At 64.3% G+C, this 15,030-nt stretch carries 19 protein-coding genes; 11 read left to right on the top strand and 8 right to left on the bottom strand.

The window, feature by feature from the left end; all coding sequences use genetic code 11:
- The first annotated feature begins 233 nt into the window (after nucleotides 1-233).
- Together EJ069_RS12195 and EJ069_RS12190 are read left to right on the top strand one after the other, a co-directional pair.
- Nucleotides 234-2,528 carry a cation:proton antiporter gene (locus EJ069_RS12195; RefSeq protein WP_189476476.1) on the top strand — a complete coding sequence of 765 codons (2,295 nt, stop codon included), beginning with the start codon at nucleotides 234-236 and terminating at the stop codon, nucleotides 2,526-2,528.
- A gap of 180 nt (nucleotides 2,529-2,708) precedes the next feature.
- The gene (locus tag EJ069_RS12190; protein ID WP_126061488.1) at nucleotides 2,709-3,005 is read left to right on the top strand and encodes a DUF1330 domain-containing protein; all 297 of its coding nucleotides are present in this window, start codon (nucleotides 2,709-2,711) and stop codon (nucleotides 3,003-3,005) included.
- A 59-nt stretch (nucleotides 3,006-3,064) separates the two neighbouring features.
- On the opposite strand, the gene EJ069_RS12185 is transcribed toward EJ069_RS12190, so the two are convergent.
- Nucleotides 3,065-4,273 carry an MFS transporter gene (locus EJ069_RS12185; protein WP_126061487.1) on the bottom strand — a complete coding sequence of 403 codons (1,209 nt, stop codon included), beginning with the start codon at nucleotides 4,271-4,273 and terminating at the stop codon, nucleotides 3,065-3,067.
- Nucleotides 4,274-4,546: 273 nt separating this feature from the next.
- On the opposite strand from EJ069_RS12185, the gene EJ069_RS12180 reads away from it, so the two are divergent.
- Complete coding sequence (locus EJ069_RS12180; protein WP_042642970.1) at nucleotides 4,547-4,966, top strand: VOC family protein; 420 nt, start codon at nucleotides 4,547-4,549, stop codon at nucleotides 4,964-4,966.
- On the opposite strand, the gene EJ069_RS12175 is transcribed toward EJ069_RS12180, so the two are convergent.
- The 3 genes from EJ069_RS12175 to EJ069_RS12165 all read right to left on the bottom strand — a co-directional run bounded on the left by EJ069_RS12175 (nucleotide 4,956) and on the right by EJ069_RS12165 (nucleotide 7,146).
- Nucleotides 4,956-6,491, bottom strand: a complete 1,536-nt coding sequence (locus tag EJ069_RS12175) for a winged helix-turn-helix domain-containing protein (RefSeq protein WP_126061486.1) — start codon at nucleotides 6,489-6,491, stop codon at nucleotides 4,956-4,958. The two genes, EJ069_RS12180 and EJ069_RS12175, sit on opposite strands and share 11 nt — an antisense overlap.
- 63 nt (nucleotides 6,492-6,554) lie before the next feature.
- Nucleotides 6,555-6,785 carry a hypothetical protein gene (locus EJ069_RS12170; protein WP_126061485.1) on the bottom strand — a complete coding sequence of 77 codons (231 nt, stop codon included), beginning with the start codon at nucleotides 6,783-6,785 and terminating at the stop codon, nucleotides 6,555-6,557.
- A 106-nt stretch (nucleotides 6,786-6,891) separates the two neighbouring features.
- Entirely contained in the window at nucleotides 6,892-7,146 is a 255-nt protein-coding gene (locus EJ069_RS12165; protein WP_126061484.1) for a DUF1127 domain-containing protein, read from the bottom strand.
- 168 nt (nucleotides 7,147-7,314) lie between these two features.
- Between EJ069_RS12165 and EJ069_RS33265 the strand changes: the two genes are divergently transcribed.
- The gene (locus EJ069_RS33265; RefSeq protein WP_245456520.1) at nucleotides 7,315-7,473 is read left to right on the top strand and encodes a helix-turn-helix transcriptional regulator; all 159 of its coding nucleotides are present in this window, start codon (nucleotides 7,315-7,317) and stop codon (nucleotides 7,471-7,473) included.
- 2 nt (nucleotides 7,474-7,475) lie between these two features.
- Nucleotides 7,476-8,738 carry a tetratricopeptide repeat protein gene (locus tag EJ069_RS12160; RefSeq protein ID WP_245456519.1) on the top strand — a complete coding sequence of 421 codons (1,263 nt, stop codon included), beginning with the start codon at nucleotides 7,476-7,478 and terminating at the stop codon, nucleotides 8,736-8,738.
- Here EJ069_RS12160 and EJ069_RS12155 read toward each other — a convergent pair.
- On the bottom strand, nucleotides 8,735-9,328 hold the full coding sequence (locus tag EJ069_RS12155) for a DUF922 domain-containing protein (RefSeq protein ID WP_126061483.1): 594 nt from the start codon (nucleotides 9,326-9,328) through the stop codon (nucleotides 8,735-8,737). The two genes, EJ069_RS12160 and EJ069_RS12155, sit on opposite strands and share 4 nt — an antisense overlap.
- Before the next feature lie 278 nt (nucleotides 9,329-9,606).
- Between EJ069_RS12155 and EJ069_RS12150 the strand changes: the two genes are divergently transcribed.
- Together EJ069_RS12150 and EJ069_RS12145 are read left to right on the top strand one after the other, a co-directional pair.
- On the top strand, nucleotides 9,607-9,840 hold the full coding sequence (locus EJ069_RS12150) for a hypothetical protein (protein WP_126061482.1): 234 nt from the start codon (nucleotides 9,607-9,609) through the stop codon (nucleotides 9,838-9,840).
- A 97-nt stretch (nucleotides 9,841-9,937) separates the two neighbouring features.
- A complete protein-coding gene (locus EJ069_RS12145; protein WP_126061481.1) occupies nucleotides 9,938-10,141 on the top strand; it encodes a KTSC domain-containing protein in 204 nt (67 codons plus the stop codon).
- Here the strand turns inward: EJ069_RS12145 and EJ069_RS12140 are convergent.
- On the bottom strand, nucleotides 10,138-10,323 hold the full coding sequence (locus tag EJ069_RS12140) for a hypothetical protein (protein ID WP_126061480.1): 186 nt from the start codon (nucleotides 10,321-10,323) through the stop codon (nucleotides 10,138-10,140). The two genes, EJ069_RS12145 and EJ069_RS12140, sit on opposite strands and share 4 nt — an antisense overlap.
- The gene (locus tag EJ069_RS12135) at nucleotides 10,320-10,505 is read right to left on the bottom strand and encodes a DUF3606 domain-containing protein (protein WP_042642958.1); all 186 of its coding nucleotides are present in this window, start codon (nucleotides 10,503-10,505) and stop codon (nucleotides 10,320-10,322) included. Before EJ069_RS12135 ends, EJ069_RS12140 begins: the two co-directional genes overlap by 4 nt.
- Before the next feature lie 122 nt (nucleotides 10,506-10,627).
- Between EJ069_RS12135 and EJ069_RS12130 the strand changes: the two genes are divergently transcribed.
- Complete coding sequence (locus tag EJ069_RS12130) at nucleotides 10,628-11,494, top strand: RNA ligase family protein (protein WP_126061479.1); 867 nt, start codon at nucleotides 10,628-10,630, stop codon at nucleotides 11,492-11,494.
- Between the two features lie 15 nt (nucleotides 11,495-11,509).
- Complete coding sequence (locus EJ069_RS12125) at nucleotides 11,510-11,731, top strand: hypothetical protein (protein WP_126061478.1); 222 nt, start codon at nucleotides 11,510-11,512, stop codon at nucleotides 11,729-11,731.
- 167 nt (nucleotides 11,732-11,898) lie between these two features.
- Here EJ069_RS12125 and EJ069_RS12120 read toward each other — a convergent pair whose 3' ends face one another.
- Entirely contained in the window at nucleotides 11,899-12,258 is a 360-nt protein-coding gene (locus tag EJ069_RS12120) for a helix-turn-helix transcriptional regulator (RefSeq protein ID WP_126061477.1), read from the bottom strand.
- A gap of 701 nt (nucleotides 12,259-12,959) precedes the next feature.
- Here EJ069_RS12120 and EJ069_RS12115 point away from each other — a divergent pair.
- Together EJ069_RS12115 and EJ069_RS12110 are read left to right on the top strand one after the other, a co-directional pair.
- Nucleotides 12,960-14,057 (top strand): NAD(P)/FAD-dependent oxidoreductase, encoded by a 1,098-nt coding sequence (locus EJ069_RS12115; RefSeq protein ID WP_126061476.1) that lies wholly within the window; start codon nucleotides 12,960-12,962, stop codon nucleotides 14,055-14,057.
- A 281-nt stretch (nucleotides 14,058-14,338) separates the two neighbouring features.
- On the top strand, nucleotides 14,339-14,968 hold the full coding sequence (locus EJ069_RS12110; protein ID WP_126061475.1) for a glutathione S-transferase family protein: 630 nt from the start codon (nucleotides 14,339-14,341) through the stop codon (nucleotides 14,966-14,968).
- The last annotated feature ends 62 nt before the right edge of the window (nucleotides 14,969-15,030 follow it).

Below are 15,030 nucleotides of genomic sequence, written 5' to 3'. Positions count from 1 at the left end.
AAGCGGGGGAGAGGTGTCCGCGAAGCGGACGGAGAGGGGGCTTCGTAGGGCGGAAGCCCTCCTCTTCGAAGTGCCTTTGCCGGTCGAACCGGCGCTCCCCTCTCCGTCTCGGCTTCGCCGAGCCACCTCTCCCCCATTTCATGGGGCGAGGAAACGCTGCTATCAGGCGTGCAACCGATCCTTGCGCCAGACCGTTAAGCCGAAGCGAGGAATGAGGGGCGATCTTGTCCAACATGCTCAATCGGCGCCGGTCGCCGTCGGTCTGGATCGCGCTTGCAGCGGCGGCGCTCGCTTTGATGCCTGCCGTCGCCTTCGCCGCCGAGAAGACCGGCATGTCCTCGGAAGGTGTATTCGTCGCCGAGCTGATCCTGCTCCTGGTCGTCGGCCGCGGCATCGGCGAGGTGCTGGAAGCGCTGGGACAGCCGGCGGTGATGGGGCAATTGATCGGCGGCATCCTGCTCGGGCCTTCGTTGCTCGGCTGGGTCTGGCCGGCGGCCGAGCGACTGGTCTTCGCCGGCGATCCGACGCAGAAATCGATGATCAACGCCATCGCCCAGCTCGGCGTTCTGATGCTGCTTCTGCTCACCGGCATGGAGACGGATCTGAGGCTGGTGCGCCGGGTCGGCCACGCCTGCTTTTCCATCTCGGCGGCTGGCGTTGCCGTGCCCTTCGCGCTCGGTTTCATCGCCGCCCAGTTCATGCCCGAGACACTGCTTGCCGCCGGCGGCGAGCGCATTGTCGCCGGGCTGTTCCTCGGCACGGCGCTCTCCATCTCCTCGGTCAAGATCGTCGCTATGGTGGTGCGCGACATGAACTTCATGCGCCGCGATCTCGGCCAGATCATCGTCTCCTCGGCCATCATCGAGGACACGATCGGCTGGGTGGTCGTCGCCATCACCATCGGCATCGCCACGAAGGGGCGGATTGAGATCGCCAGCCTGGGCTTCACCATCGCCGGCGTCGCCCTCTTCATGGCGTTTTCCTTCACGCTGGGCCGCCGTATCGTCTTCGACGCCATCCGCTGGACCAACGACACGTTCCGCTCGGAATATGCGGTGGTCACCGTCATCCTCGCCATCATGGGGGTGATGGCACTGATCACCGACCTGATCGGCGTGCACACCGTGCTTGGCGCTTTCGTCGCCGGCATATTGGTGGGTGAATCGCCGATCCTGTCGCGCCACATCGAAGGGCAGCTGCGAGGAATCATCACGGCGCTTTTCATGCCGGTGTTCTTCGGCGTCGCCGGCTTGTCGGCCGATCTCACCGTGCTGGTCGACCCGCAGCTGGCATTGCTCACAGTGGCTCTGGTAGTGATCGCCTCGATGGGCAAGTTCGGCGGCGCCTTCATCGGCGCCGAGGTGGCCGGCATGAGCCGCGCCGAAGGCATCGCGGTCGGCTGCGGCATGAATGCGCGAGGTTCCACGGAGGTCATCGTCGCCTCGATCGGCCTGTCCATGGGCGTGCTCTCGCACAACCTCTTCACCATGATCCTCACCATGGCCGTGATCACCACGCTGGCGATGCCGCCGACCTTGCGCTGGGCGCTGCGGCGCCTGCCGATCGGCGAGAAGGAGAAGAAGCGCCTGGAGCGCGAGGAGATCGATCAGCGCGGCTTCGTCGCCAATCTGGAGCGGCTTCTGGTCGTGGTCGACGAGGGCGTCGTCGGCCGCTTCGCCGCCTATCTCGCCGGCGTCATCGGCGCCGGCAAGCCTACGACGGTGCTGCATTCGAGCGGCGAGACCGATGCCGAGCCGACCGAGGGCCTGCATCTGGAGGAAATCGAGAAGGGCGCCGAGGACAGCCGCGAGGCGGCAAAGGAGGGCGACGAGGAGCCGGTGCGGGAAGCGCCGGTCACCCGCCGCCAGCACGAAGTGCTCTCGGCCGAGGCGGTCGCCAAGGAGGCGCGCAAGGGCTACGGCATGCTGCTTGTCGGCCTCGGCCGCGCCCTCACCGCCAAGGGCGGCTTCTCGCACCGGCTGAACGAAGTCGCCGGCGCCTTCGACGGGCCGCTCTGCCTTGTGCTGAAGCCGGCGAGCGCTGGTCGCCAGATGCCGAAACTCGGCCCCGGATCGGGCAAGATACTGGTGCCGGTCAACGGCACGGCGGTTGCCCGCCGCGGCGCCGAGCTGGCGCTCGCAATTGCCGCCGTCACCGGCGCGCCTGTCAAGATGCTCTATGTCGCGCGCGCCGTCCGCGAGGAGCCGCGCGACACCGTCTCGCATCGCCGCCGGGAAGCGGTGCTGAAGGATATCGTCGCGCTCGCAGACCGCTATGGCGTCGAGATCGAGACCGCCATCAGAAGCCGGGCCGCGGCCGCCGACGCCATCGCCCGCCAGGCCGGCCGCAATGTGTCGCTGATCGTCATGGGTGTGGCGCGGCGGCAGGGCGAGGAACTCATCTTCGGCGAGACGACGACGGCCGTCCTGCGCCGAGCCCCGTGCCCGGTGGTGCTGATCTCCGACGAGCGGGTGCAACGCGACGAGAGCGAGCGCGAGGCCGTGCGCACGGGGGCGGGGGCTGCGTGAAGCCGTTGGCCAACTGACATTTCGGGCGCGCCCGGCTCACCGCATCACATGCTTCTTCATCGCAAGGTGCGCATGGTGAAGGCGTCGTCCAGTTTCTGGTGCCGCCCGACTTCAATATGAGTTGTAGCTAATATAAAATGAATGCCTTCAATCGCTTTGCCGAAGAGAAGGAGGACAAGCATGGCCGCCTATCTGATTGCCGACGTCGATATCACCGACATGGCCATGTTCGACGAGTACCGGCGCGAGGTGCCGGCAACCGAGGCTCGCTATGGCGGGCATTATCTCGCGCGCGGCGGCACGACGCGAGTGCTCGAGGGCGACTGGGAGCCGCACCGTCTGGTCATAATCGAGTTTCCCGACATGGCTGCGCTGACCGCGTGGTACGACTCACCGGAGTATGAGAGGCTGAAGCAAATCCGCTTCCGCTGCGCCCACACGCGCATCATCGCCCTCGAAGGAGTGTTACCGGGGTAAGCGCTGGAATGCGCAATCTCCCCTTTTTTGAGGGGAGATTGGCATTTACAGCGCCTCGTTCACGCCATCTGCAGCTTCTGCCGGCTGGGCTGCGGCGGGAAGGCGATGGCGATGCCGGCCGCGCCCAGGCCGATCAGCGCCGAGCCGATGAACAGCCAGTGGTAGCTGGCGGTGGCGTCGTAGATCATGCCGCCGGCGAGCGGCCCGAGCGACATGCCGAGGCTGGAGAGCAGCGTCGCGGCGCCAAGCACCGTGCCGATGATGCGCAGGCCGAAATATTCGCGCGCCAGCACCGCGTAGAGCGGCATCACGCCGCCATAGGTGGCGCCGAAGATGACGGCCAGGAGGTAGAACTGCTCGATCCGGCCGACGGCAAGATACGCGGCGATCACCAGCCCCTGGATGGCAAGCCCGGCGACCAGCACCGGTTTCACGCCCAGCCGGTCGCCGAGCACGCCGTAGAGCACGCGTCCCCCAAGGCCGGCCAGGCCCTCGACGCTGTAGATCGACACCGCTGCCATCGGCGCGATACCGCAGGACATGGCATAGCTCACCATGTGGAAGATCGGGCCCGAATGCGCCGCGCAGCAGGCGAAGAAGGTGAGCCCCAGCACGATGAATTGCGGCGAGCGCAGCGCCTGGCCGACGCTCAGGCCGGGACCGTCGGCGGCGGGCGCCGGCGCGCCGTCGCTTGCCGCGGCCGCCGCCGGCGGCTGGCGCACCAGCAAGACGGCGGGCAACAGCAGCACCCAGGCCATCACGCCGATGTCGAACATGGCGGTGCGCCAGTCATAGGCGGTGATCAGCCAGCGGGCAAAGGGCGAGATGGTCATCGGCGCGACGCCCATTCCGGCCGAGACCAGCGACACGGCAAGGCTGCGGTTGGTGTCGAACCAAGCGGTGGTGAGCGCGATCATCGGCGCGAAGAAGGCGCTGGCCGCAAGGCCTACGATGATGCCGTAGCTGAGCTGGAAGACGATGAGCGAATTGGCGCGGCTCGCCACCACCAGCGACAGGCCGAGCAGCACAGCGCCAGCAAGCACCACGGGCCGCGCGCCGACCCGGTCATAGATCGCGCCCCAGGCGAAACCGCCAAGGCCCATGACGAGGAAGTTCAAGGTCATGGCGCTGGAGATGCCGGTGCGCGACCAGTTGGTGTCGAGCGACATCGGCTCCAGAAAGATCGCCAGCGAGAACATGGCGCCGAGCGCCACGCAGGTCATCAGCGCGCCGGCCGCGACGATGACCCAACGATAGGAATGGTTCATGGTTCTTCTCCATGCCGTAAGGCATCCTGTTTGATGCGGCACGATTTTTCCAGTCCACCGGGCCGCTTGCGTCCGAAGGACGCCGAAGCGGGGTCCGATCCTACAAATCCGGTTGCATTTTTTATCTGGTTTTTCCTATCGATTATTGGACTGCTGGAAAGGCCGCGTTCCTTCGCGCAGGGCGCTGTCTCGCCGGCCTCTCGAACTGTCAGCAGTCTTGACCACGCACCGGGCCCTTCTAGATTGAGCCGCGGCATCCAGGAGGCGTCACCCATGGAACTCTATCGCGGCCGGCTCATCGACCACATCCAGCTCGTGGTGCGCGACCTTGCGGCCAGCCGGCGTTTCTACGGCGGCTTGTTCGAGGTGCTGGGCATTCCGATCGGCGGCGAGGCGCAGGATTATTTCTGGGCCGACGAATTGTTCGTCTCCAGCGCCGACAGCCGCGCGGCGCTCGGCGTGCTGACCGGCCGCCATCATCTCGCCTTCCAGGCGAAGGACCGAGCCATGGTCGATGCCTTTTACCAGGCCGGGCTCGCCGCCGGCGGCAAAGACAATGGCGCGCCTGGCGAGCGCCATTACCATCCCGGCTACTATGCCTGCTTCCTGCTCGACCCCGACGGCAACAACATCGAGGCGGTGTTCCATGGCGAGGCCAGGCGAAGCGCCGCGGCGGTGGAGATCAGCTTCTAGCGAGCGGCGGCTGGCTCACGTCCCAGCCTGCCAACTCGAGCCCCCCACGTATTCTCTCGCGGTCCTCGGATCGCTCCATGCGCGTTTCCTCGACGATTTTCGCAATGGTGAGGCCATGCTCCAGGGCGCGTCCCTCGCGCACGCAGGCCAGCGCCTTTCCGGCGTCACCGGCCAGGGCGTAGCACGTTGCCAATCTTGCCCATTGCCAGGCGCTCTTGCGGGGCAGGCATGAGAAGGACGCCGCCGCCTCGCGGTAGCGGCCGAGGATCAGCAGGGCTTCGCCCCGGTCGTAATAGTACCAGGTCGGATCCATCGGATTGAGCTGGATGGCCTTGTCGAGCAGGGCCAGCCCGGCCTCGCCGTCGCCACGCAGCGCCCGGAAGAACCCGGTTTGGGCGAGCGTGTCCGCATCGTAGGGATTGAGATCCAGCGCGCGGGCGAAGTGCTTCTCGACCGCGTCGTATTCGTCCCGGCCGCGATAGAGAAGCGTCAGCGCCAGCATGCGGTGGCAGCGCGCCTCGTCCGGGCTGAGCGCGATCGCATGCAGCGCCCGGTCGCGCGCCTGGTCGAGCACGGCGCGCGGGGCGTCGTTATAGCCGCCGATGATAACCTCGGCGAGGGCCAGATAGGCATGCGCCAGCCCTGATTGCGGATCGAGCTCGATCGCCTTGAGGAAATGCGCGCGAGCCGCCTGGTTGACCCCTTCGCCATAGCTGCGCAACAGCTCCTTGCCGCGCAGGAAATGCAGATAGGCCTCGACATTGGCGGCGGGTGCCGGCAGGCCGCGCCGCATCACCGCGCTTTCGATGTTGACGACCAGCGCCGTCACGATCCGCTGCGCCACCATCGTCTGGAAAGCGAAGATATCGCCCGTGGCAAAAGTGAAGCCCTGCGACCAGACGCGCCGGCCGGATACCGTCTCGGTCAGAACCACGCGCGCGCTATACTCCGTCCCGGCGGTTTCGACGCGGCCTTCGGCGATATAGTCCGCGCCGAGCCGCTCCGCGGTTGCCCGGATGTCCTCGCGCGAATGCTCGGCCAGGGCGAAGGCCGAGTGCCGCGCCAGCACGGCGACGGTCTTGAAGTATGAAAGCGCGTTGGTGATTTCCTCGACGGCGCCGTCGAACAATGCCTTGGCGGTGGCGTCGGCGGCGTCCACATCAAACGGCAGCACCGCCACCGTGGGCTCCGCCCGCGCCGCGGCCGCCGCCGGCGGCTGCGCGGCCTCGGTCTCGGGAAGCTGGAAGAGGTAGCCCCGGCGCGGCACCGTGCGGATCAGCGCCTGCGCCTCGTCGCCAATCGATTTGCGCGCGTCGCGGATCGATTGGGTGAGCGAGTCCTCGCTCACGATGATGCCCGGCCAGACGGCCTGCAACAGCTCGTCCTTGCTCAGCACCCGTCCGGGATTGCGCGTCAGGAAGGCGAGCAGTTCCAGGGTTTTTGGCCGGACGGGCACAATCTCGCCGTCGCGCCGGAGCGTACCCCGGTCAAGATCGAGAACAGCGCCGCCAATTCGTAGCGCCAAGCCCTTGCCCCATCGACACGCCTGATTGCGCGGGGTTCATTGGGAGGGCAAATGCCGGCAAGGTCAAGCGCGAAACATGCCGAGCAGGCCAAGCCACGAACGGCGCCGTGCGGCGCTCGGTTCGACGCGAGCCTCGCCTGGCGCGGTCTCGTTGGGCGGCAGCAGGTAAAGCCAGGCCAGCATCTCGTTGGCCTCGCCGCAGCAGGGTCCCGCGATGCCCGCGGAAAGCATGCTCAGCGCTTCACCCCGCGACAGCGACGTCGGTGCAAATGATGTGTCAGTCCTCGCATGCATGATGACCTCCGTGGCTGGCGCCATGTGCCGCCATGAACGCCATCATCGTCCCGAGGGCGTCCGTTTGTCCTGAAACAATCCTGATTTTTCGCTGAATCCGTCCGGCCTAGCGGCGCCACAATGGCTTGGCGAGTTCGTCGCGCACCTGGTCCATCGTCAGGCCGATATCGCCGATGAGATGCGGCGTCTCGCGCGCCCTGATCGCAAGCTCGTGACGAAACCGCGCCCGCTCGCCCCATGCCGACAGCAGGTCGAACAGGCCGGGCCGCTGCTCGGCCGGGTGGGCGTCCGTCAGCGGTTCGCTGAGATCGAGCCGCACGGCGTCACGGAATTCGGATATGGTGTCGAGCATCGTTTTCATGGTCGGCTCCCTCGTTTGGACGCTGCCCCATGGATAGGGGCATGCGGGGAGCCTGAACCTTCGCCATGCGCCGAACCATCGGCCGCATGCAGTGTTTTGGGTCCTGCATTTGTAGTATTTTGATGGTTCTACGGTTGATCGCATCTATGCCCGCTGGCAGGACAAGCCATGAACCGCATCGTGACGACCTCGGAGGCGTTGTCGGACCGCGAGCGCGCGGTGGCGGAGAGGTTCGCCGCCGGCATGACCTATCGCGAGATCGGCGAGGCGCTGTTCATCGCGCCGTCCACCGTGCGCACCCATCTCGCCGCCATCTATGAAAGCTAGGCGTGCGCAGCAAGGTCGCGCTCGCCATGCATATCAACGCCATCGCAGCCGCGCCGGCCACGTCGCCGAACGGGCCCGAAGCTTCGCCGATGCTGGCGATATTCCCTATCGAATGCCTGAGTGCCGACGAGCAATGGCGCCGTTTTGCCGACGGCTTGTCCTCGGACATTACCGTCGATCTTGCGCGCTACGCGGACCTACCGGTCGTTGCCTTCCACACCATGAAGGCCCTTGGCAGCAGGCCGGCCGATTTCGCCGCCGACGGCAAGGCGTTGGGCGCTGCCTATATCCTGTCTGGTCAATTGCGAGCGGACGGCCGACGGGTACGGCTTACGATGGAACTCGCCGACGCACCGACCGGCGTCAGCCTGTGGAGCGAGCGCTTCGACCGGCCCGTGGAGGACATCTTTGCGCTGCAGGACAGCTTGACCGAAAGCGTCATCAACGTGCTCGCCGGCTGTTTCGGAACGATCGCCACGGTCGGGCGCAATGCGATCCGCCGCAAGCCGCCGGCTAGCCTGCGCGCCTACGACTGCTATCTGTTGGGCGTCGAGCAGCACAACACCTTCAGCCGCAGCGGCAACAGGGAAGCCATCAGGCTGTTTTCACGCGCGCTCGATCTTGACCCGACCCTGGTCAAGGCCTGGACCGAACTTGCCTACGCCTATTCGATTGAAGCCTGCAACGGCTTCGGCGACGATCTGAACGCCTCGATCGCCAAATGGCGCTGGGCGGCCGAGAATGCCCTGCGGCTCGACCCGAGCGACAGCACTGCGCACAACTGCTTCGGCGATCTCATGGGCTGCCTCGGCGATCTGGAGGCAGCTGAAAGAGCCCACCGGCGCGCCTTCGAATGTGGGTCTAATCACGCCGACACACTGGCGCTGCTTGCCGGCAGCAAGGCGCTGGTCGCCGGCGATCCGGCCGAAGCGATCCCGCTCATCGAGCGCGCAATGCGCCTCAACCCGCTTGCCCCGCCATGGTATTTCGGCATGCAGGGGCGCGTCCTGTTCACGGCTGGCAGGTACCGGGACGCCATAGCCGCGCTGCGACGGAGCACGCCGGATTCTCCGCACGTGCTGATATTTCTGATGCTCGCCCATGCGAGGGAGGGCGAGGGGGCCGAGGCGGCCGCCATCGCGGGCAGGTTGCGCACGGAATTTCCAGGCTTCTCGGTCGACGGCTTCATTGCGGGGTATCCCGTCACCAATCCCGACGCCGTGCGCGCTATCCGCGACGCGGCGAAGCTGGTGGCGATCCGTTAGCCGCCGCCCAGAAACGCCGCGATCAGCTTCAACATATTGCCGTCCCGCCCGAATTCTTTCGTGTCGAAGTCGCGGCTGCCCTGGCGCTGCGCCCTGGAGAGCTGGTCGAGATAGGCCGTCAGTTCGGCCCTGACCTTCTTGCAGCCGGGATCGTTCTCGGCGGTGAGACCGGTGCTGAAGGCGACGATCTTGTCGACCATGTCGACGATGCCGGCGCCGTGCACCTTTTCATGCGCGATCAACCCGGCCGCAAACCTGTCCCAGCGCGCCTGCAGGGCGGGGTCCAGCTTTCCGGCCGGCTTCGGCAATGTGTAGGTGATGATCAGCTTCGGCCGCGCCGACTTCAGCACGCAGGCGCTGCCTTGGGGCTGGTAGTCGCGCTGCCAGGTCAGCTTGAAGAACGTATGCGCGATGACGCGACTGCCGCCGCCGGCCGCGCCGACCAGCGGGCCTTTCTCGCCGATCGACAGATAGAGCTGCTCCGCGCTTTGCCCGGAGACGGCATAGGTCTCGATCCTCTCGATAGGCTTCCAGTCTGCCCGGGCAGGGGAGGCAAGAAGCAAGGCGCAAAGCAGGATGGCGAATTTCATGAGGGACTCGATGGGATTCCGTGCGTTAAAGCATGTCTCCCGAAAGTGGGAACCGGTTTCGGGATAAAGACATGCGTAAAACCAAAGACCTAAAGCGCATGGAGCGAATCCGAAAGATCGCGACGCGCTTTAGGTGCATAGCGGTTGTCTCATGCGAGATCAAAGCGCACGGGCAATCCGTCCTTTGAGGAAGGAGACTACGAGACGCCGCGCCGGAACCCGCTCCGCCCGTCATCCGTTTCCTTGGCCAATCATCCCAACCGATGGGGGAGGACAAGATGACCCGCAACGAGATCATTTCCGTGCTTGGACCGGTCGACGAGGCCGTCATCGCCGACATCGCGCTCACCGGCGCAAGCCTCGAGGAGCTGCGCGAGGCCTTCGCCTGGATCGGCGCCGACGAGGCGCTGGTGAATGAAGGCCACGCTATGCCCGGCGCCCGCGTGGCGAGACTGATCGAGATCCTCGAACCGCCAGACGACGAGCCCGAGGCGCCCCGCGCGGCGGACTAGGGCGCCGGCGCTTCATGGGGAGGCGTTATAGATCCCCATCCCTGAAACAAAAGCCGCGTTCCCGGCGTTTGCGAATGCAAACTCGCAAGGTGCGCTATTGCCATCCACCTCGATCAAGAAAACAGAGTACGATCCGACCAGCAGGATCCTCTCTGTGTGGTTCGTGGCCAGCGGCAAGCGCTACGACTTTGAGGGCGTGCCACCGGAGACTTACGCCGCGTTCCGGTCGGCCTTTGTCAAAGGCCGCTTTTTCAACGACCATATCCGCGGTCATTTCCGGTATCGCCGCGTTACCGATTAGCTGTCCTGTTCAAGCGGCTCATGCTCATCCTGGAACTGGTGCCACATAACCTGTCTGATGTCTTTGCAGTCGACGACCTGGCCGCACGTCTCGCAGCGATAGAAGTCGGAATTCCGAATGGAGCCCGGCGGGCGGTGCACCGTCACCCCTTTCGGCGGACCGAGCTCGGAAAGCCTGGTCATCCTCGAAGCTTCCTCGCCTCGCGCTCCAACGTCTTTCGGTCGTTGCCGTGCTCGCCGATCAGTTCACGCACCTGCTCGGGCGTGATGCGATGCTGTTTGGCGAAGTAGCGAACCTCGTAGTCCTCATTCGCCGAAACTCGGTCGCGGTCCCTGAAATCGCGCTTGGTTTTGTCGTCTGCCATAGCTGTACCTCCTGGTGAGAGAGAACAGAGTTCCGCACCGAATGTTCCCATTAGCTGCAGCTAACGGAACTGAAACGACCCTGCGCTATTGAATTAAACTTGAGTGATGCGTTGGGCCTCTCATGCGTAAGCCGGTTCGGCTGTCCTTCATTCGCCCGATGGAGCCTGAGCTTGTCGAGCAACCGCCAAAGGCAGACGGTTGGAGCCATGAGGTGAAATTCGATGGCTACAGATCGCAGATCGTCAAGGACGATGAAGGCGTCCGTGTGTTCACAAAGTCGGGTATTGATTGGACTGCGAAGTACAAGTCGATCGCCAAGGAAGCCGAAACCCTGGAGGCAAAGAGCTTCATTATCGAAGGCGAGATGATTGTGCTCAACGAAAAAGGCCTGTCCGACTTCCATGCGCTGCGCTCGGCTATCACACGGCGGCCTCAGGCTCTCTATTTCGTCGCGTTCGACCTCCTGCATCTGAATCGCCATGACTTGCGCGACATGGCCCTGAAAGATCGCAGGGAGGTGCTACAAGCGCTTATCCCGGCAGGTGGGCATATCCAGTTCTCGGAGGCTCTGCCGGGTACTGGCGACGCCGTTTACCACCTCGCGTGCGAGGCCAACCTGGAAGGCATCGTTTCGAAGCGCCTCGACAGTGTCTATCGCTCCGGCGCGACCATGAACTGGCGGAAAATCAAGTGCTACGTCGAAGCCGAAATGGACATCATTGGCGTGCAGCGTGAGGCGGGGAAGCCTGCCATGGTGCTGATGGCCGACAAGGGCCGGTACATGGGCGGTGCGTTTGTGACCTTCAAAGCCGACAAACGACAGGCTCTCTGGGAACGCGTGCAGGGCAAAGTTGGTGCTCCGCCTCCAAAGGGATTGGCAAAGCAGAAGGCGGAGTGGCTGAAGCCGGGCCTGGTCGGACGGGTGAAGTTCCTCAAGGGCGAGGAGACGTTGCGTCATGCCTCGCTCAAGGATTTTCGCGAAAAGTAGGATGGAGTTACTGCGATGCCAGTTCGCCAGAAGGCGCAGGACGCCGGAATTCTCGAGCCTGCTGAATTGGAGTTCCTGGCAAGGGTGTTCGACCGGCTGAAAACTGAGGAGCAGACTGCCGATGAACGTGAGGCCCTGGCGTCACGAATCCTCGCCAACTTCATGGCCGGCATCGAGGATGAGGAAGAGCTTGTTTCGCTGTCACGGCTGGCTCTGGGTCGCTCACACATGTCCTAAGCGGCAGCACGGTCGTTGCCTCATTAGTCGGGCTAGCTGATGCTGCCAAGCTACAGCCCTTTACATGAGATTCCATTAGAAAGGGCTTGTGCGGGGTTTCCTGGGTTTCGGGCGGACCATCCGGGGAAAGGGGCGCACAGCAGTTTGAGGGAAGATGACCCGTCGGCTTAGGTCGGCGGGTTTTTCTTTAGAGCGACGGCTCTCATTTGAGATCGCACCTCAGATCGGTCGCGAGTCAAGGAGCGGTCCGCCATCCGCCGGCGCCACGTTCTATTGTCGGCGGTGATCTGGCCTTTCGGATCTACTATCGAAGCGCGCCCGTCCGGCGCAAAGACAATTCCCCCAGCCTCTAAAGCCAGCCGCACAGCAAGCACACTGCTAGGCCGGGTGTTCTTTAGCCCGTTTTCGATTCCGCTGATCGTTGCTTCGCTGAGATTGGCCTTGGAAGCAAGTCGCACCCGCGACCATTTCAAGAGGGCGCGGGCGAGTCTGACCTGTTCCGCCGAGAGCTCATGTCGACTGTCCATAAGTTTGGAACATTCAATCTCGCTAAAATGTTCCGGGTGGGACCGATTTTCGCAACGAAGCAGGTGCCGGCGCGGCTGCCAGGATTTAACATTTGACATCGCGGCCGTGGTGGCGATGCGTCAGTATCGGGCCGTCCCATTTCTACCCAGGAGTGGACACCGGTCTGCGATCGAGTGTCACGGCAAGATCGCAGACCGGCGCGCCTCATCGCGCAAGCTGTTGCCGCCAAGCTACAGCCCTTTACCCGAGAATCTATTGACGCCGGAGCGGCTGAAGACGGCTTTTCCGTAAAAGCCTTGGCACGAGCAGCTTTCAAGTCCGTTGCTTTGCCTTGCCAGACGCAGCAGGCAGCTCGGGTGCGCTCGCAAGGATTTCTCGGGACCGCTTTATGAGTCGGCGGTTCTCCTCAATGAGCTCCTCAGCTTCCTCAATGCGCATAATGGTTTGCTGCTCCATCTCATCGAGGGGCTGAACTGGGCTGTTGGACTCGCCGACCTGTTGCATGACCATCCTCAATTTATGAGTACCCGCGATCCGCCGGGGGACAAAACTCCTGACGGCTGGAAACGGTTCCCTGAGTGGGCCGACAGGAGGGGGATAGGGTGCCGGCGCCTACGCAGGAAGCATGGGTGCTTCTCCCTACTTGCCCCTCCAACGCCTCCCGTCATAGCTTTTGCCGCTTTGGCCGGAGGAAAAGCGTTTGGAGACCAATGTCGTCATTGTCGGTGCCGGCCCGGCCGGGCTCGCCGTCGCGGCCTGCCGCAAACAGGCGGGCGTCGATTTCCTGATCCTCGAAAAGGCTGATGAGGTTGCGCCGTCCTGGCGGCGGCATTACCGGCGGCTGCATCTGCACACGGTGAAATCCTTCTCCTCGCTGCCTTTCGTGCCGTTCCCGAAAAGCCATCCCCGCTACGTTCCGCGCGAAAAGGTGGTGGCCTATCTCGATGCCTATGCCGAGCGCTTCGGCCTTGAGCCGCGCTTCGGCGTCACGGTCAAATCCATCCGCCGCGAGGGCGAAAAGTTCCTGGTCGAGACGGACGCCGACGGGATCAGCGCCAGCAAGGTCGTCGTCGCCACCGGCAACAACGCCCAGCCGATCATGCCGGATTTCCCGGGCATCGAGGATTTCAAGGGCAAGGTGCTGCACAGCGCCGCCTACACCGAAGCGGCGCCCTATGCCGGCAAGGATGTGCTGATCGTCGGCATGGGCAATACGGGCGCGGAAATCGCGCTCGACCTGGCCGAAAGCGGCGCTCACCCCACCATCTCGGTGCGCAAGGGCGTCCACATCGTGCCGCGCCAGCTGTTCGGTGTGCCGATCCAGATGGTGGGCATCGCCAGCCGGACCATGCCGCAGGCGCTGAACGATTGGATGTTCCCCAAGATCCTCGACCTGGCGCTGGGCCGGCTGGAGCGATACGGCATCGTGCGGCCAAAGCAAGGCATCCTGCAAGGCATCGAGGCCGGCCGCATTCCGGTAATCGATATCGGCACCGTGGCGGCGATCAAGGAGGGAAAGATCGGGATCGCGCCGGACATCGCAAGCTTCACCGGGGACGGCGCGACATTCGTCGATGGCGTGGAGAAGAAATTCGACGCGGCCATTTTCGCCACCGGCTATCGTCCGGCATATAACGCCTTCCTGCCGGCGGAGCTCAGGCCGAACAAGAGCGGCGTCGACGCGCGGGCGAGCGAATTGGGCGTCTATCTCGTCGGCTTCTACAATCCCGTCACCGGCCTGCTGCGCGAGATCGGCATCGAGGCGCAGGCAGTGGCGAGGGATATCGCAGGGAGATGAGGAGGTCTCGGCCAACGGGATACGCCGAGTTCCTTCGCCCCCTCTCTGTCCTGCCGGACATCTCCCCCTCAAGGGGGGAGATTAGACTTCACCTCGACTTTCGCTAATCTCCAGCGCCGCGAGATGAACGCCGTCGCTGAAGCTGCCAATTTCCCCCTTGAGGGGGAGATGCCCGGCAGGGCAGAGAGGGGGGCCTCGCGCCGACCTTGCTGAATCATGAATCGGGTGGCGCTAGCTTCTTCCCGCATGCGAAGCCACCTTATCAACCGGGGACACGCGCCATGCTCATGCTCTACGATTATCTCCCGTCGCAAAACGCCTGGAAGATCCGCGTCCTGCTCGGCCTGCTCGGCATCGCTTACGAAACCCGCATCGTCTCGATCTTCGAGGGCGAGAGCCGCACGGAGGCCTTCCTCAAGCTCAACCCCGCCGGCGCCGTTCCGGTGCTCGCCGTGGACAATGGCCAGGCGATCGCCGAGTCCAACGCAATCCTCATCCTCGTCGCCGAGGGCACGCCCTATCTGCCGGCGGACCGGCTTGCCCGCGCCAAGGTCATGCAGTGGCTGTTCTTCGAGCAGTATTATGTCGAGCCGGTCATCGGCTCGCTGCGCTTCTGGAGCCTGACCGGCCGGCTGGAGCGCAACCAGGCGCTGGTCGCCGGCAAGCGCGAGGCGGGTGTGCGAGCGCTTGGCGCGCTGGAGCGTGGCCTGGCCGACACGCCTTTCCTGGTCGGCGATACGCTCACCATCGCCGACATCGCCGTCTATGCCTACAGCCACCGCGCCGAGGATTGCGGTTTCTCGCTCGCCGACTATCCGGCGGTAGAAGCCTGGGTGGAGAGGGTGGGCGAGGCGATCGGACCTGGCTATCCGGTGCATCCCTACAGCATCGATCCGCATTCGGGCGGGTGAGCCGCAGGAACACGGCGGCGGGCGGGGCGTTTCCCAATGGCATTCCAACCAGAGCCATGGAG

Source organism: Mesorhizobium sp. M2A.F.Ca.ET.043.05.1.1 (assembly GCF_003952445.1).
Classification (GTDB): Bacteria; Pseudomonadota; Alphaproteobacteria; order Rhizobiales; family Rhizobiaceae; genus Mesorhizobium.
Note: the sequence above shows the minus strand (reverse complement) of the source record. Positions and strands in the feature narration are given on the sequence as shown.

What these genes read in the sequence shown, in the direction of transcription:
- EJ069_RS12195 (WP_189476476.1), top strand. Translation starts at nt 234, where the DNA reads ATGCTCAATCGGCGCCGGTCGCCGTCGGTCTGGATCGCGCTTGCAGCG.
- EJ069_RS12190 (WP_126061488.1), top strand. Translation starts at nt 2,709, where the DNA reads ATGGCCGCCTATCTGATTGCCGACGTCGATATCACCGACATGGCCATG.
- EJ069_RS12185 (WP_126061487.1), bottom strand. Translation starts at nt 4,273, where the DNA reads ATGAACCATTCCTATCGTTGGGTCATCGTCGCGGCCGGCGCGCTGATG.
- EJ069_RS12180 (WP_042642970.1), top strand. Translation starts at nt 4,547, where the DNA reads ATGGAACTCTATCGCGGCCGGCTCATCGACCACATCCAGCTCGTGGTG.
- EJ069_RS12170 (WP_126061485.1), bottom strand. Translation starts at nt 6,785, where the DNA reads ATGCATGCGAGGACTGACACATCATTTGCACCGACGTCGCTGTCGCGG.
- EJ069_RS12165 (WP_126061484.1), bottom strand. Translation starts at nt 7,146, where the DNA reads ATGAAAACGATGCTCGACACCATATCCGAATTCCGTGACGCCGTGCGG.
- EJ069_RS33265 (WP_245456520.1), top strand. Translation starts at nt 7,315, where the DNA reads ATGAACCGCATCGTGACGACCTCGGAGGCGTTGTCGGACCGCGAGCGC.
- EJ069_RS12155 (WP_126061483.1), bottom strand. Translation starts at nt 9,328, where the DNA reads ATGAAATTCGCCATCCTGCTTTGCGCCTTGCTTCTTGCCTCCCCTGCC.
- EJ069_RS12150 (WP_126061482.1), top strand. Translation starts at nt 9,607, where the DNA reads ATGACCCGCAACGAGATCATTTCCGTGCTTGGACCGGTCGACGAGGCC.
- EJ069_RS12140 (WP_126061480.1), bottom strand. Translation starts at nt 10,323, where the DNA reads ATGACCAGGCTTTCCGAGCTCGGTCCGCCGAAAGGGGTGACGGTGCAC.
- EJ069_RS12135 (WP_042642958.1), bottom strand. Translation starts at nt 10,505, where the DNA reads ATGGCAGACGACAAAACCAAGCGCGATTTCAGGGACCGCGACCGAGTT.
- EJ069_RS12130 (WP_126061479.1), top strand. Translation starts at nt 10,628, where the DNA reads ATGCGTAAGCCGGTTCGGCTGTCCTTCATTCGCCCGATGGAGCCTGAG.
- EJ069_RS12125 (WP_126061478.1), top strand. Translation starts at nt 11,510, where the DNA reads ATGCCAGTTCGCCAGAAGGCGCAGGACGCCGGAATTCTCGAGCCTGCT.
- EJ069_RS12120 (WP_126061477.1), bottom strand. Translation starts at nt 12,258, where the DNA reads ATGGACAGTCGACATGAGCTCTCGGCGGAACAGGTCAGACTCGCCCGC.
- EJ069_RS12110 (WP_126061475.1), top strand. Translation starts at nt 14,339, where the DNA reads ATGCTCATGCTCTACGATTATCTCCCGTCGCAAAACGCCTGGAAGATC.